We start from the raw sequence: 14,429 nt of genomic DNA on the forward strand, positions 1-14,429 counted from the left end.
TCCTTGCTCGCGGTGGGGCGGACGTTTCAATTGCCCGCGCTTTCCTTGACGATCAGCCAGCGGTCTTCCGTGCGCGTCAGCTCCAGGGTCTTGCTGTTGACGACGGCCAGGGTGTCGGCCTTGTAGTCTTGCAGAAATTTCGCGATCGCGCGCGGGCCGGTCACGGTCACCTGCAGGCCCTGGAGGTCCACGCTGATGTGCTTCTTGCTCACGATGCGCTCACGTCGCCCTTGTTCCCAGATGGCGCGGCTTTGCGAGCCGGTGTCGAAGTTGCTCGCATAGGCGCCCAGGTAACGAGTCATGTCGCGGTCGGACCAAGCCTGGGCCCAGGCGCGCACCGCCTGGGCGACGGCGGCCTCGTCGGGCGAGGGCGCGTTGGCGTTGGCGCTGACGACGGGCGCGGTCGGCACGATGGCAACGGCTGGTGCGGGCGCGGTTTCCCGAGGTGCCACCGGGGCCGGTCGGCTTGCGGGCGGTGGTGGAACGAGAGCCGCGGGCGACGCAGCAGCGACCGCAGGGGCCGGCGCACTGATCGCGGCAGGTGGTGTCGCGGTCACGGGGGCCGCCTGGGGTGCTGGCGCAGGTGTCGGGGCCGGCATCGATGCAGGAGGCATGGCCGACGCGACCACCACCGGCGGCGGCACGGGCGTGGGTGTCGGGGCGGGCATCTGCGCGGGCGCGGATGGAGCCGGCAGTTCACGGACTTCGCGCAGCAAGGCCAGTTGCATGGGTTGCTGGAGCGATTGCTTCAGCGCCTCGTTGGCGGCTTGCTGTTGGGGGCTCGGCTTCGCGTTGGGCACGGCGCCCTCGGCGTCGATCAGCAGCGCGCGGCTGTAGGCCAGGCTGGCCAGGCGGGCGTAGACCACGCCCAGATTGTCATAGGCTGCGGCGTAGCTGGGGTGGGTATGCAAGGCCTTTTCCAGCGCCACGCGTGCCTGTTCAAACTGGCCCTGAGCGGCGTGCACGGCGGCCAGATTGTTCCAGGCTTCGGGCAGGTTGGGATGCTCGACGCTCAGTTGCGTGAAGGTGGCCTGGGCGTCCCGCAATTGACCGCTTTCGCGCTGGATCACGCCTTTGTAGAGGAGGAGTTGTGCGTCCTTGGGCCGGGCCTGCAACTGCTGCTCCACGGCGCCGCGGGCCTGCGCCCATTGCCCGGCGGCCATCAGGGTCGCCACGTCCGTGCCCGAGGCCTGGGCCCGTGCCACGGACAGGCCCAGGGCGCACGCCAGGGTCAACGCGGCGATCAGCGGGCGCTGGGGCGCCTGCCGGAGCAACCGGTCAGGCCGGTCGCCGCCGTGGTGGAGTCCGGATGTCATGGCGGGGACGGAGCAACGTGAAGGCATGGCGATGCGGCAGGTTTGTTGTTCGTGGTTGTCTTTACGGGCACGTCATGCCGAGCGCCTGGACACGTGCGCGCAGCTTCTCATTGCGCGCTTTACCTTTCAAGGCCTGGCAGTAGGCTTGCTGGGCCAGGTGCAGTTGCAGGTCACCCAAGTTTTCAAGCGCGGTCGCGTAGTCGGGTCGGGCGCGGATGGCGCGCTCAAGGGAGAGCCGGGCCTGCTCGTAGTCGCCCCGGGAGGCGTAGAGCGAGGCCAGGGCATTGTGAGGTTCCGGCAGTTCCGGGTATTCGGTGGTGAGCCGCAGGAAGGTTTCCAGCGCCGCATCCGGTTTGTCGCTGGCGCGTTGCACCAGGCCCAGCAGGTAGCGCATCTGCGGGTCGCGCGGTTTGCCCTGCAGATAGCGTTCGGCCTGGGTCTGAGCCTCGGCATAACGTCCGGCATGCAATTTTTGGTTGACTTCTTCGTAGGCGTCCGCTCGCGCCATGACAGGCGCGGTCATCAGCACCAGGCCGACGAACAGGCCGATCAGAGGAAAGCGGAGGGTGCGGACGGCGGGATACAGCACGGATGGCAGGGAAAACACGAGGTTTGGGAGAGGGGGAAGGTAGCGGACGAGGCGGCGCCATCGCGATTCACGGGCCGGGCCTGGGAATTCATGCGCTCCGCCGCCACGCCGGGGCTTTATACTGCCCGCAATTGTAGTGCCGCGTTTGCGCGGCGCTCTGTCTACCTCCCCCTGCTTGAGCCGGCACGCCTTCACGAAGTCGATTCGCGAAGTGGAGCGCCGGTTTTTTTGATTGCCACATGACTCTCCGCATCTACAACACGCTGTCGCGTGCGCTGGAGCCTTTTGTCTCGCTGGAGCCTGGCCATGTCCGCATGTATGTGTGCGGCATGACCGTCTATGACCTCTGCCACCTGGGCCATGCACGTGCCATGGTGGCGTTTGACGTGGCGCAACGCTGGCTGAAGGCCAGCGGCTGGCGCGTCACCTATGTGCGCAACATCACCGACATTGACGACAAGATCATCCAGCGCGCGCTCAAGAACGGCGAGACCATCCGCAGCCTGACCGATCGCATGATCGCGGCCCTGCACCAGGACGCGGACGCCCTGGGCATCGAGCGGCCCACGCACGAGCCGCGCGCCATGGATTACGTGCCCCAGATGCTGGACCTGATTGGCCAGCTGGAACGTCAGGGCCTGGCCTACCGCGTGCCGCAGGCTGACGGCGGTGCCTCTGGCGACGTGAATTATTCGGTGCGCAAGTTTCCCGGTTACGGCAAGCTCTCGGGCAAGTCGCTGGATGAGCTGCGCGCCGGTGAGCGCGTGGCCGTGCTCGACGGCAAGCAGGATCCGCTGGATTTCGTGCTCTGGAAATCCGCCAAGGCGGACGAACCGGCTGAAGCCAAGTGGGATGGCCCCTACGGCCCAGGCCGTCCCGGCTGGCACATCGAGTGCTCGGCGATGAGCTGCGCCTTGCTGGGCGCGAGCTTCGACATCCATGGCGGCGGCGCGGATCTGCAATTTCCCCATCACGAAAATGAGATTGCCCAGAGCGAAGGTGCACGCATCGGCACATCGGGCGAAGGCCAGCCGATGGCGCGCTACTGGATGCACAACGGCTTCGTGCGCGTGGACAACGAAAAGATGTCCAAGAGCCTGGGCAACTTTTTCACCATCCGTGAAATCCTGGAGAAATACGACGCCCAGACCGTGCGTTTCTTCATCCTGCGCGCCCACTACCGCAGCCCTTTGAATTACAGCGACGCCCATCTGGACGACGCGCGTCAGGCGCTGAAGCGCCTCTACACCGCCTTGCAGGCCACACCGCCCGCGCCCCTGGCACCGCAGACGATGGATTGGGCAGAGGGCCATGCCGCCCGGTTCAAGGCCGCGATGGACGAAGACTTCGGCACGCCTGAAGCCGTGGCCGTGCTGTTCGACCTCGCCAGCGAAGTCAACAAGACGGGGTCGCCCCGGCTGGCCGGTCTGCTCAAGGCCTTGGGTGGCTGCCTGGGCCTGCTCCAGGAAGACCCCGCTGTCTTCCTTCAGTCTGGCGCCGGCGCCATGTTGGACGCCAGAGCGATTGAAACCCTGATTGCGCAACGCGCCGCCGCCAAGGCCGCCCGTGACTACGCCGAAGCCGACCGCATACGCCAGCATCTGCAGGCCCAGGGCATCGTGCTCAAGGATTCGCCCGCCGGCACGACCTGGGAGGCGGGGGCATGAGCGTCGCTGCCCAGTCCAAACCGGTGCCCAAGCCGGAGGCCGCCAACAAATCCGCCTCGGCCTTCGCGTCCTCGGTGGCCGCCACCAAGGGGTCCGAGGCCGTGCAGATCGCCACGCCCGTCTACTGGGACGAGGCCTGCAAGCACCTGATGAAGAAGGACCGGGTGATGAAGCGCATCATCCCCCAGCATGGCGGCGCCTGCCTGGAGACGCGGGGGGACGCCTTCGTCACGCTGGCACGCAGCATCGTGGGCCAGCAGATTTCGGTCAAGGCCGCGCAGTCGGTCTGGGAGCGCTTCGCCGCGCTGCCCCGGCGCATGACGCCGGCCAATGTGCTCAAGCTCAAGGTGGATGACATGCGCGCCGCTGGCCTGTCGGCACGCAAGGTCGAGTACCTGGTGGACCTCGCGCTGCACTTCGACAGTGGTGCCATCCACGCCGCCGACTGGAAAACGATGGACGACGAAGCCATCATTGCCGAGTTGGTGGGCATCCGGGGCATCGGCCGTTGGACGGCGGAAATGTTCCTGATTTTTCACCTGATGCGACCGAACGTGCTGCCGCTGGACGATATTGGCTTGCTCAACGGTATCAGTCGTAACTATTTCTCCGGCGAGGCGGTCAGCCGCAGCGACGCCCGGGAGGTGGCCGCGGCCTGGGCACCGTTTTGCAGCGTCGCAACTTGGTATATTTGGCGCTCTCTCGACCCGCTGCCCGTCGCGTATTGATTCTTGTGATCTGCGTGCGCAGGGACGGGTCGTTCGAGGACTGAACAAAACCCCAAACCGGAAATCGAAACGAAAGCGCGTACGGCCGTCCCCGGTGGCTGTGGCTGACGCGCCCGTGCAAATTGGAGGTCTCAGATGGCCAAGAAAACATTCCTCGACTTCGAGCAACCGATCGCCGAACTCGAAGCCAAGATCGAAGAGCTGCGCTACGTGCAGACCGAGTCCGCCGTGGACATCAGCGCGGAAATCGAGCAACTCGGCAAGAAGAGCCTGCAGCTCACCAAGGATGTCTACAGCGACCTCAACGCCTGGCAGGTCACCAAGATCGCGCGCCATCCCGAGCGTCCCTACACGCTGGACTATGTGAACGAAATCTTCACCGACTTCGTGGAGATGCACGGCGACCGCCACTTCGCGGACGACCTCTCCATCGTCGGTGGCCTGGCCCGTTTCAACGGCACGCCCTGCATGGTGCTGGGCCAGCAAAAGGGGCGCGACACCAAGGAACGCGGCCTGCGCAACTTCGGCATGAGCAAGCCCGAGGGCTACCGCAAGGCCCTGCGCCTGATGAAGACGGCCGAGAAGTTCGGCCTGCCGGTCTTCACCTTCGTGGACACGCCCGGCGCCTACCCCGGCATCGACGCCGAGGAACGCGGTCAGTCCGAGGCCATCGGTCGCAACATCTTCGAGATGGCGCAACTCGAAGTGCCCATCATCACCACCATCATCGGCGAAGGCGGCTCGGGCGGCGCGCTGGCGATCTCCGTGGCCGACCAGGTGCTGATGCTGCAGTACTCCGTCTACTCCGTTATCAGTCCCGAAGGCTGCGCCTCCATCCTCTGGAAGACCGCCGAACGCGCCCAGGACGCGGCCGAGGCCCTGGGCATCACCGCGCACCGCCTCAAGGCCCTGGGCCTGGTGGACAAGATCGTCAACGAGCCGGTGGGTGGCGCGCACCGCGACACCAAGCAGATGGCGTCCTTCCTCAAGCGCGCGCTGGTCGAGTCTTACCGCCAGGTGGCTGACCTCAAGGTCAAGGAACTGCTGGACCGCCGTTACGAGCGCCTGCAGAGCTATGGCCGCTACACCGACACCAAGAACGCCAAGTAATCCTTCCTGCGCGGTGCCCGCTTTCACGCGGGCTGTTGCGCGTTTCCAGCCTGGCCTGCCCCTGGCCGTGGCTTGCAGCGGCGGTGCCGATTCCACGGCCTTGTTGCTGGCCTGTGCCGAGCGGTGGCCCGGTCAGGTTCATGCCATCCATGTCCACCACGGCCTGCAGGCCGCAGCCGATGGCTTCGAAGCGCAGGTCCGCGCCACCTGCGAAGCGCTGAACATTCCCCTGCACGCGCGGCGCGTGGACGCGCGCCACGCGCCTGGCCAGAGCCCGGAAGACGCCGCACGCGGCGTCCGCTACGCCGCTCTGCGCGACGCCGCGCAGGCGGCTGGGGTGCGGGATATCGCCCTGGCTCAACATGCCGACGACCAGGTCGAGACCTTGCTGCTTGCGCTGTCGCGCGGTGCCGGCCTGCCGGGGCTGGCTTCCATGCCCGAAGCCTGGGAACGGGGCGGACTGCGCTGGCATCGCCCCTTGCTGGACGTGCCGGGCGCCGAGTTGCGTGCCTGGCTGCGGGCGCGTGGCGCGCGGGCAGGCGAGGGCTGGGTCGAAGACCCGAGCAATGCCGACGAGCGCTACACCCGCAACCGCATCCGTGCCCGCCTGCTGCCCGCCTTGCAGGACGTCTTTCCCCAGTTTCGCGCCACCTTCGCGCGCAGCGCCGCGCACGCCGCGCAGGCCCAGCGCCTGTTGGACGAACTGGCCGCGCAGGACGCGCTCGCGACCGGCCTGGACCCCGGCTCCGAGCAAGGACCCCGCATTGCGGGATTGCGCGCATTGAGCCGTGACCGGCAGGCTAATCTGCTGCGCCACTGGCTGCGGCAGGTGCACGCGGCGACCGATCCTGGGGGCGGCTCCGCCAACGCCAGCGCAGCCCAACTGGAGGAATTGCTGGACCAGATCGCGGCCTGCACCACGCGCGGCCACCACATCCAGCTCAAGGTGGGCGGGGGTCGGGTGGAGCGCCGGGGCGAGATTCTGGCTTGGTACAATCCCCCGGCTTGACCTCTTCGTGTGCCCCTTGCCTTCGTGCAGGCGCGGCGCCAGGGCAGGCCGGACACCCCTCTCAACTCTTCTTGACGAAAACGGGCTGTTGCGTTTCGCGGCGGCCCATTCTTTTTCAATGGCACTCATCGTTCACAAATACGGCGGCACGTCGATGGGCTCCACCGAGCGCATCCGCAACGTCGCCAAGCGTGTCGCCAAGTGGGCGCGCGCGGGTCACCAGATGGTCGTGGTGCCCAGCGCCATGAGCGGCGAGACCAACCGCCTGCTCGGCCTGGCCAAGGAACTGGCGCCTGCCAAGACGAACGACGCCTACGGCCGCGAGCTGGACATGCTGGCCGCCACGGGCGAGCAGGCGTCCTCTGCACTGCTGGCCATCGCGCTGCAATCCGAAGGCATGCAGTCTGTCAGCTACGCCGGCTGGCAGGTGCCGATCAAGACCGACAGCGCCTACACCAAGGCCCGCATCGAAAGCATCGACGATCAGCGCGTGCGCGCCGACCTGGCCGCGGGCAAGGTGGTCATCATCACCGGCTTCCAGGGCGTCGACAGCCTGGGCCATGTCACGACGCTGGGCCGTGGCGGCAGCGACACCTCGGCCGTGGCCGTGGCCGCTGCCATGAAGGCCGACGAGTGCCTGATCTACACCGACGTGGACGGCGTCTACACCACCGACCCGCGCATCGTGCCCGAGGCGCGTCGCCTGCACACCGTGAGCTTCGAGGAAATGCTCGAAATGGCCTCCATGGGCTCCAAGGTGCTGCAGATCCGTTCGGTCGAGTTCGCGGGCAAGTACAAGGTGCCGCTGCGCGTGCTCTCCAGCTTCACCCCCTGGGACATCGACCTCAACGAAGAGGCCAAGTCCGGCACGTTGATCACTTTCGAGGAAGACGAACACATGGAACAAGCCGTTGTTTCCGGCATCGCGTTCAACCGCGACGAAGCCAAGATCTCCATCCTGGGCGTGCCCGACAAGCCCGGTATCGCTTACCAGATCCTGGGCGCGGTGGCTGACGCCAACGTCGAAGTGGACGTCATCATCCAGAACATCGCCAAGGACGGCAAGACGGACTTCAGCTTCACCGTCAACCGCAACGAGTACGCCAAGACCATCGACCTGCTCAAGGACAAGGTGCTGCCCACGCTGGGCGCCGCCGAAGTCGTGGGCGACACCAAGATCTGCAAGGTCAGCATCGTCGGCATCGGCATGCGCAGCCACGTTGGCATCGCCAGCAAGATGTTCCGTTCGCTGAGCGAGGAAGGCATCAACATCCAGATGATTTCCACCAGCGAGATCAAGACCTCCGTCGTGATCGACGAGAAGTACATGGAACTGGCCGTGCGCGCCCTGCACAAGGCCTTCGACCTGGACCAGGCGGCTGCCTGAATTGGCGTTGTGCCAGCCCGGTTTTTGCCGGATCAGGCGGTGATTCATGCCATAATCCCGCCCATCCTTTGGAGACGTGACCGAGAGGCCGAAGGTGCTCCCCTGCTAAGGGAGTATGTGAGCTAAAACTTGCATCGAGGGTTCGAATCCCTCCGTCTCCGCCAAGAACAAGCCCCGCCCTGTGCGGGGCTTCGTTTTTTCTGAGGTCTGGTTTCATGCCCCTAGAATGCCCGCCCAGGGACACCGCATGACGCCAGAACAGAAAGCCAGAGTACGCATCGACGAACTGCTCGCGCAAGCGGGCTGGCATGTCTGCGATTTGGCGGATGCGGACATCCACGCGGGTCCGGGTGAGGTCAAGGGCGTCGCCATCCGCGAATTCCCCCTCAACCCTGGCCACGGCTTTGCCGACTACCTGCTGTATGTGAACGGCAAGGCCTGCGGCGTGATCGAGGCCAAGAAAGAGGGGGCGACGCTCACGGGCGTGGAGCTGCAATCCGCCCGTTACGCCCAGGGCCTGCCCACCTCGCTGCCCGCCTGGCACCGTCCCTTGCCCTTTCGCTTCGAATCCACCGGCGTCGAGACCCATTTCACCAGCGGGCTGGACCCTCAACCCCGTGCGCGCGGCATTTTTGCCTTTTACCGCCCCGAGCTGTTGGCGCAGTGGCTGAGTTATTTGCCGGTGCTGAAAGCGCCGCGCAAGACGCGCCAGGCCCTTTTTTTGCCCGCCTTCAGCACATGCCATCGCTGGCTGAGCACACCCGCATCGTCGCCGAAGTCGATATCAATCTCCGGCGTGCGCAGGCATTGCGGCAGGCGATATTGAGCAAGCAATTTCGTATTTAGGGAGTGAAAAATGAGTAAGCAAGCGAAGTTCTATCTTGGGCGGGTGCGCAAGCGTGGTGAATTGACTGCGGAGAAGATTATTGAAGCCATACGTGAGCCGGCGACTATTGAGTATCGAGGGACACGCTACAGCTTTATCGACTTTCAAACTTTCGGTGCGCCAGGACAAGAAACAGGTTTTTACGCAAAGATCGCCAAATATCGGCCACTTGGCGCAGTGGAGGTGGTCAGAGAGGATCAGCATGCATCAGCTGCGGCGGCGGTGCCTTATTTGATCGATGTTGCCAGTCCATTTGTTTACTTGCCAGGTTTTAGCGGCTTGGCATATCGTCATATTTGGAACACTTTCCCGAGTGATCAGTTTGAAAAAGTATTTAAAGATCTGGTGGAGGCCAAGTTTCAGAAATTCTTTGTCGGTTGCGATGTTGAACCAATTGCAGACCTCCGGACCTTTGTTACCCGGTTATCTGGCTTGAGTGTGATCACGGAATTGCAAGCGTCTATTTTTCCGCCCAATCCATTGTTTGGTCCCTGCTGGAAGTCGCTCAGTGAATACCTGCGAAAGCGTAAGCTCACAGAGGCAGTGATCAAAGAGGAGGCGCCTCAAGGGATTGAAACAAGGCTCCCGGACATAGCAACGGCTGTTCTCGCCGAGTTGCCTCCCGCCGATCTGCTCGAATTTATGGAGCCTTTGTTGGATGGACTAGGCGATGCGGCATTACTTATGGCGGCGGACGGCTATGGTCGTGCGAGGGTAAAGGGCTTAGAAAATGGTCGGTCGGTCATTATTCGGACCAGTGAAAACCAAAAGAGCTTCCTATTTGAAGGTGACCCTGAGCCTGCGCGGCTTTTTGATCATGCTTTTGAAGCATTCAAAAAAATTAACGACGAGCGCGGTTTGGAGCATCCATGAGACGGACTTTGGATTTCCTTCGACTTGTGTTTGTTTCACCAGAATTGGTGCTGGCCCTCCTCCCGATTGCCATTTACACGTACACACCAGATTGGGCTGACCTGTTGTTGGCGCCGATGAGCGACGGCTTGAGGTGGGGCTATCAGCCGCAGGGTTATCGTTCGCCATGCTTGCGTTCAGTTACAAGGAAAGTTTTGAGTTGCTTTCTTTGAGCGGTGGAAAGAAGGTGCTGATTGACTGGCCCGACTATCCAAAACTGAAGATGCGCATTCTGGTTGCGTTCGCATGGTGTTTACTTGGCGCAGTCGCCTGTGTCTGTGCGACCTGGATGGTCGCAAAGAGTTTGCAACCATTGTTCGGGGTCACTCTCATGATTAGCGGGTTGCTGGCGGCTGCTGCATCTACAGCAACTATTGCATTAGCGAGATTTTCTTTGCGCGAGTTGTTGGGGGAGTGAGTATTTTTCTTGCTCATCTTTGACCAAAGACTGTTTCCTACTCTAGGAAAAGTCTGACTGCGGCTGACGGAGCGCTGGACGAGTTCGGCCAAGAGCGTGTTTCTGTTCGATGTGCAGGGCTCGGTGGCCAAGCCCACCCATGCTGGCTTGCCCTGGCTACATTGGCTGCGTGAGCAGGCTGGGGACCGTCTGCATGTCTGGCCGTTTGATGGCTGGGCCATTCCGCACGACAAGGCGGTGCTGGTAGAGATCTAGCCATCGCTGTTTCGCCACCGCTACGACCGGGAGGGGCGCACCGCCGACCAGCAGGATGCTTATGCCACCGCACGCTGGATGCAGGAAATGCAGGCGCGCGGCGCGTTGCTGGAGTACTTTGAGCCGCCGCTGACGTTGGCGGAGCGGTCCGTGGTGGCGCTGGAGGGGTGGATTCTGGGGGACGTCGCTTGCATGCCGTACGGCTTCGATTTACATTCAATATTCGCAAATCGCGAATACAGAATTTAAATGCAGCTCAAACCTCAAGATTTCCTGGTCGCTCTCAAGCTCATCGCTTGGGGCGATCAACGCTGGACATATGCGCGGCTAGCGCAGGGGCTGGGGCTGAGCGCGTCTGAGGCGCATGGGGCCGTCAAGCGTGGTTTGCTGGCCGGCTTGCTGCTGCACAACCACCCTGCTAGCGACGACAGCCAGGCGTTGGCGGTGCAAGAGCCCCAGGCCATTTACCGCGTTGCCGCCAAGCGGGTACGTCGTGCCGCCGCGGCCGAAGACGGCGTGGTGGCAGACAACCCGGTGCGCCCGCACCCGCACAACCTGGCGGAGTTTGCGGTGCACGGGGCCAAATACGCTTTTCCCGCAGTGCAACTGCCCTTGGCGGTCGGCGTGCCCACCAGCCACAGCGCGCCGGCATTTGCCGGGGTGTTTGCTCCGGGCGGCACGGACTTTGTCTGGCCCCACCCGAATGGCTCGGTGCGTGGCGTGGGTGTGGAGCCACTGCACCCGTCCGTGCCCTATGCCGCGATGCAGGACGCCAAGCTCTATGACATGCTGGCCCTGTTTGATGCATTGCGCGTGGGCAAAGCGCGCGAGCGGGGCATGGCGCTGGAGCGCCTGCAGGCTTTGATCGACCCGGCTGCGCCTAAGCCGGCCAAGAAGGCGTTGCGTGGTTAATCTCAGTCTAGATCGCTCGATCGCGGGCGACCATCAGCTAAACACCTGAGGGTTAAAGCCTGGGCGGGCAATGCCCTTTACTTCGCGATAGGCGCCGCCCCGACCATCGGCAACCTGATCACCCCTACCGCCAAGGCAGTACCCAGCAGCACCACGCCGCAGCCCAGGGCCATCGCCAGGTTCACGGTTTCGTCCAGCAGCAGCCAGCCCCACAGCAGCGCGAACACCGGGATCAGGAAGGTCACCGAGATGGTGTTGGTCGGTCCGACCCGCTTCATGAGGCGGAAGAACAGGATGTAGGCGACGCTGGTGCAGAGCAGAGCCAGCAGCGTGACCGCGATCCAGGCCTTGGCGCTGGGCAGGGTGGTGGGTTGCAGCGCGAGCGCCGGTAAGGCCAGCAGCAGGGCAGCGAAGAACTGGCTGCCGGTGGCGACGGCCAGCGGGCTGGCGGCGCCCAGGTAGCGCTTGGTCGCGCTGGCGGCAATGCCATAACAAAGGGTCGCGGTGAGGCAGGCCAGGATGGCCAGACCACCGCCGCCGGGGGTGAACGAAGCTTTGTCCCAGGCCAGCAGCACCACGCCGCCGAAGCCGAGCGCCAAACCGACCAGGCGTGATGCGTCCAGGCGCTGCCCGAACCAGGCCCAGGCGACCAGCGCGCCCCACATGGGCGTGGTGGCGTTGAGGATGCTGGACAGTCCGGCGTTGATCGACAGCGCCGCGAAGCTGAACAGGGCGAAGGGAAAGGCGCCGTTGAGGAAACCGACCAACAGCAGACTCTTCCAGTGGACGCGCAGGTCCGCGAGTCCTTCGCGCAGGGCCAGCAGCGGCAACAGCAGCAAAGAGGCACCAGCCACGCGCACTGCAGCCGTGGCCACCGGGCCGAACTCCGGCGCCGCCACTCGCATGAACAGGAAAGACGCTCCCCAGATGGCGGCCAGCACCATCATCTCAATCACATCACGTTGCTTCAAACAATTGCTCCAGAGGACAGGGACGACAAAATGGTCGTCCGGGATGAGGCACCAGCAGGCGTTGCGGTGACGGGCGTCGGGGCCGCCGCCGCGCGCCAGGCGCCTTCCAGCGTCAGCAGCGCCTGCTTGCGGTGCAGGCCGCCGGCATAACCGGTCAGCGCGCCGTCGGCGCCCAGCACCCGATGACAGGGAATGATCACCGACAGGGGATTGCGCCCGACTGCCGCCGCCACCGCGCGCACCGCCTCCGGTCGACCAACCTGCCGGGCCAGTTCGCCATAGCTGAGCGTCGTGCCCGCCGGGATGGCAAGCAGGGCGCGCCAGACGGCTTGCTGGAACGGGGTGCCGGACGGTGACAGCGGCAGCGCACGCAGCGACTTGCCGGCGAAATAATCGCACAAGTTGATGACGGCCTCTGTCAACAGCGCGTCATCGTCGTGTCGTGGCGCGGCCGGTGTGCCGGGATGGTATTTCTGGCTTTCGAACCAGAGGCCGGACAGGCCGTCCGCGTTGCGTGCGATCAGCACGGCGCCCAGCGGCGTATCCAGGGTGGTGTGGCAGAGGTGTTTCATGAGGCGGCTCCAGGTGGGAGGGGGCGGATCGGTCGCGGCGCTTCGGATCGGTCGTGCGTCTCGTCGCAACTTTTGGGATAAGTTGGGCCTTGCCCTTGGCGGTGCTTTTTTCCGCGTGTTGCACTGTGTTTTTTCCCTTCGGTTGGGCGTCGCGCGCGCAGGCACCTTCAGCGCTGCGCAGGCTGGCGGCTTGGGCCGCTTCGCGCCACAGCTGCAGCACCGCGTAGCTGCGGTAAGGGGCGTACGCCTGTGCCGCAGTTACCACTTCGGATGGTTTCAGCGGACGCTCGGCGCGGTGTTCCATGCATTGCTGCAGCACCACGTCGGCGGGCGGGAAAGCGTCCGGCCAGCTCCAGCCGCGCATCAGCATGTAGTGCGCGGTCCAGGGGCCGAGGCCGGGCAGCTCGGTCAGTTCGGCGATGGCCGCAGCCACCTCGCCGCGACCCTGGGCGTAGGCGAGCGTGGGCCAGCGTTGGGCCAGCGTCATCAGCGCCTGCGCGCGACGCGCGGGCATGCCCAGTGAGGCAATGTCATCCAGCGTCGCGGTGGCGAGTCGTTCCGGTGGCGGAAAAGCGTGGCTCACGCCATCCGGCGCGCCGAGCCCTGGCGGCAGCGCCTCGCCGAAGCGCGCGATCAGCCGCGTGGCCAGCGTGCGTGCCGCGGCGACGGTGACCTGCTGGCCCAGCACCGCGCGGATCGCAAGCTCGAAGCGGTCAAGGGTGCCCGGCAGCCGCAGGCCAGTCGCCGGGCCGCCCAGGGCCTTGCCGAGCGCGGCCGCGATCGCGGCCGGATCGGCGTCCAGATCCAGCCAGCGGCGTAGCCGTGGCATCAGCGTGGCGATTGCCGGCCACAAGGAGGCGCTCAGCCGTACCCGCACCTGTGGGCGTTCCGTGTTGTCGGGGGGCAGGCGGGCTTCCACCCAGCCCAGCAGATCCTGGTCGTCGGGGCGACTCAGGCGCACGCTGCGCACCACCGTCATCGCCTCGGTGTCGACCCGTTCGACACCCGGCACCGCGCGCGCCGCCAGGAACTGCAGCAGCACGTGACCGAGCAAGGGCGGACGCAGGTCCAGCCGCAGCTCGACGGTGTCCGGCGTGGGGGCCAGGGTGTCGTCCAGGTGTCGGCGCAGGGCGCTGGGCTTGAGTCGGTAGTACTCGGCGAAGGCCGCGTTGAAGCGCCGCAGGCTGCCGAAGCCCGCCGCCAGCGCCACTTCGGAGACGGGCATCGTGGTGTCGGTCAGAAGATGCTTGGCAAGCAGCAGCCGGCGGGTCTGCAGGTACTGCAGTGGGCCGACGCCATGCACGGCGGTGAAGACGCGCCGCGCGTGCCGCTCGCTGACGCCCAGATGCGCCGCCAAGGCGGGCAGTGTGGCAGTCTCAGGCGCGCATTCATCCAGCCAGCGGGCGGCCTCGCTGGCGAGCACCGCGGTGGCGTCCATCGCGCTCCAGCGGCGCGCGGCGGGCGCCAGTTCCGGGCGGCATTTCAAGCAAGGCCGGAAATGCGCGGCCTCCGCCAGCGCGGCCGTCGGGAAGAAGCTGCAGTTCTCGCGTTTCGGCGGCCGCACCCGGCAGATAGGCCGGCAATAGACCCCGGTGGTGCGGACCGCGACGAACCAGACGCCGTCAAAGCGGGCGTCCCGCGCCAGCAGGGCCGGGTAGCAGCGATCGGGGTCGAGGGCGTTGTCCATGGGTTGGATC

Annotated in this window: 15 protein-coding genes and 1 tRNA gene; 11 read left to right on the top strand and 5 right to left on the bottom strand. The window is 65.0% G+C overall.

The window, feature by feature from the left end; all coding sequences use genetic code 11:
- Positions 1-26 precede the first annotated feature (26 nt).
- Both DW355_RS10040 and DW355_RS10045 read right to left on the bottom strand, forming a co-directional pair.
- Positions 27-1,316, bottom strand: coding sequence for a L,D-transpeptidase Cds6 family protein (locus DW355_RS10040; protein WP_131279766.1), 1,290 nt, complete (start codon positions 1,314-1,316; stop codon positions 27-29).
- Positions 1,317-1,377: 61 nt separating this feature from the next.
- Positions 1,378-1,905 (bottom strand): tetratricopeptide repeat protein, encoded by a 528-nt coding sequence (locus DW355_RS10045; protein ID WP_242671105.1) that lies wholly within the window; start codon positions 1,903-1,905, stop codon positions 1,378-1,380.
- Between the two features lie 239 nt (positions 1,906-2,144).
- Here DW355_RS10045 and cysS point away from each other — a divergent pair, with 239 nt between their 5' ends.
- The 11 genes from cysS to DW355_RS10095 all read left to right on the top strand — a co-directional run bounded on the left by cysS (position 2,145) and on the right by DW355_RS10095 (position 11,189).
- Positions 2,145-3,572 (top strand): cysteine--tRNA ligase, encoded by a 1,428-nt coding sequence (gene cysS, locus DW355_RS10050; RefSeq protein WP_131279768.1) that lies wholly within the window; start codon positions 2,145-2,147, stop codon positions 3,570-3,572.
- On the top strand, positions 3,569-4,300 hold the full coding sequence (locus DW355_RS10055) for a DNA-3-methyladenine glycosylase family protein (RefSeq protein WP_431733160.1): 732 nt from the start codon (positions 3,569-3,571) through the stop codon (positions 4,298-4,300). The genes cysS and DW355_RS10055 overlap by 4 nt, the downstream gene beginning before the upstream one ends.
- A 135-nt stretch (positions 4,301-4,435) precedes the next feature.
- Complete coding sequence (locus DW355_RS10060) at positions 4,436-5,410, top strand: acetyl-CoA carboxylase carboxyltransferase subunit alpha (RefSeq protein ID WP_131279770.1); 975 nt, start codon at positions 4,436-4,438, stop codon at positions 5,408-5,410.
- Positions 5,376-6,419: a tRNA lysidine(34) synthetase TilS gene (tilS, locus tag DW355_RS10065; RefSeq protein WP_131279772.1), complete on the top strand. Its 1,044-nt coding sequence runs from the start codon at positions 5,376-5,378 to the stop codon at positions 6,417-6,419. The genes DW355_RS10060 and tilS overlap by 35 nt, the downstream gene beginning before the upstream one ends.
- 118 nt (positions 6,420-6,537) lie before the next feature.
- The gene (locus tag DW355_RS10070) at positions 6,538-7,806 is read left to right on the top strand and encodes an aspartate kinase (protein WP_131279774.1); all 1,269 of its coding nucleotides are present in this window, start codon (positions 6,538-6,540) and stop codon (positions 7,804-7,806) included.
- A gap of 70 nt (positions 7,807-7,876) precedes the next feature.
- Positions 7,877-7,970: transfer RNA gene (locus tag DW355_RS10075), tRNA-Ser, on the top strand.
- Between the two features lie 83 nt (positions 7,971-8,053).
- Positions 8,054-8,632 carry a type I restriction endonuclease gene (locus DW355_RS10080; protein ID WP_131279776.1) on the top strand — a complete coding sequence of 193 codons (579 nt, stop codon included), beginning with the start codon at positions 8,054-8,056 and terminating at the stop codon, positions 8,630-8,632.
- A gap of 30 nt (positions 8,633-8,662) precedes the next feature.
- Positions 8,663-9,565, top strand: a complete 903-nt coding sequence (locus DW355_RS10085) for a hypothetical protein (protein WP_131279778.1) — start codon at positions 8,663-8,665, stop codon at positions 9,563-9,565.
- A 166-nt stretch (positions 9,566-9,731) separates the two neighbouring features.
- Positions 9,732-10,022, top strand: a complete 291-nt coding sequence (locus DW355_RS10090; protein ID WP_131279780.1) for a hypothetical protein — start codon at positions 9,732-9,734, stop codon at positions 10,020-10,022.
- Positions 10,023-10,118: 96 nt separating this feature from the next.
- Positions 10,119-10,277: a hypothetical protein gene (locus DW355_RS17810; RefSeq protein WP_165493172.1), complete on the top strand. Its 159-nt coding sequence runs from the start codon at positions 10,119-10,121 to the stop codon at positions 10,275-10,277.
- A 249-nt stretch (positions 10,278-10,526) separates the two neighbouring features.
- Entirely contained in the window at positions 10,527-11,189 is a 663-nt protein-coding gene (locus tag DW355_RS10095; RefSeq protein WP_207388006.1) for a hypothetical protein, read from the top strand.
- Between the two features lie 77 nt (positions 11,190-11,266).
- On the opposite strand, the gene DW355_RS10100 is transcribed toward DW355_RS10095, so the two are convergent.
- Genes DW355_RS10100 through DW355_RS10110 form a run of 3 tightly spaced genes read right to left on the bottom strand, consistent with a single transcriptional unit; the run spans position 11,267 to position 14,419 of the window.
- Entirely contained in the window at positions 11,267-12,160 is an 894-nt protein-coding gene (locus tag DW355_RS10100; RefSeq protein ID WP_131279782.1) for a DMT family transporter, read from the bottom strand.
- Positions 12,157-12,687 (bottom strand): methylated-DNA--[protein]-cysteine S-methyltransferase, encoded by a 531-nt coding sequence (locus tag DW355_RS10105; protein WP_242671107.1) that lies wholly within the window; start codon positions 12,685-12,687, stop codon positions 12,157-12,159. The genes DW355_RS10100 and DW355_RS10105 overlap by 4 nt, the downstream gene beginning before the upstream one ends.
- Complete coding sequence (locus DW355_RS10110; RefSeq protein WP_242671108.1) at positions 12,590-14,419, bottom strand: DNA-3-methyladenine glycosylase 2 family protein; 1,830 nt, start codon at positions 14,417-14,419, stop codon at positions 12,590-12,592. Before DW355_RS10110 ends, DW355_RS10105 begins: the two co-directional genes overlap by 98 nt.
- Positions 14,420-14,429 lie beyond the last annotated feature (10 nt).

It is taken from the genome of Hylemonella gracilis (assembly GCF_004328645.1).
Taxonomy (GTDB): Bacteria; Pseudomonadota; Gammaproteobacteria; order Burkholderiales; family Burkholderiaceae_C; genus Hylemonella; species Hylemonella gracilis_B.

What these genes read in the sequence shown, in the direction of transcription:
- DW355_RS10040 (WP_131279766.1), bottom strand. Translation starts at nt 1,316, where the DNA reads ATGACATCCGGACTCCACCACGGCGGCGACCGGCCTGACCGGTTGCTC.
- cysS (WP_131279768.1), top strand. Translation starts at nt 2,145, where the DNA reads ATGACTCTCCGCATCTACAACACGCTGTCGCGTGCGCTGGAGCCTTTT.
- DW355_RS10055 (WP_431733160.1), top strand. Translation starts at nt 3,569, where the DNA reads ATGAGCGTCGCTGCCCAGTCCAAACCGGTGCCCAAGCCGGAGGCCGCC.
- DW355_RS10060 (WP_131279770.1), top strand. Translation starts at nt 4,436, where the DNA reads ATGGCCAAGAAAACATTCCTCGACTTCGAGCAACCGATCGCCGAACTC.
- tilS (WP_131279772.1), top strand. Translation starts at nt 5,376, where the DNA reads ATGGCCGCTACACCGACACCAAGAACGCCAAGTAATCCTTCCTGCGCG.
- DW355_RS10070 (WP_131279774.1), top strand. Translation starts at nt 6,538, where the DNA reads ATGGCACTCATCGTTCACAAATACGGCGGCACGTCGATGGGCTCCACC.
- DW355_RS10080 (WP_131279776.1), top strand. Translation starts at nt 8,054, where the DNA reads ATGACGCCAGAACAGAAAGCCAGAGTACGCATCGACGAACTGCTCGCG.
- DW355_RS10085 (WP_131279778.1), top strand. Translation starts at nt 8,663, where the DNA reads ATGAGTAAGCAAGCGAAGTTCTATCTTGGGCGGGTGCGCAAGCGTGGT.
- DW355_RS10090 (WP_131279780.1), top strand. Translation starts at nt 9,732, where the DNA reads ATGCTTGCGTTCAGTTACAAGGAAAGTTTTGAGTTGCTTTCTTTGAGC.
- DW355_RS10095 (WP_207388006.1), top strand. Translation starts at nt 10,527, where the DNA reads ATGCAGCTCAAACCTCAAGATTTCCTGGTCGCTCTCAAGCTCATCGCT.
- DW355_RS10110 (WP_242671108.1), bottom strand. Translation starts at nt 14,419, where the DNA reads ATGGACAACGCCCTCGACCCCGATCGCTGCTACCCGGCCCTGCTGGCG.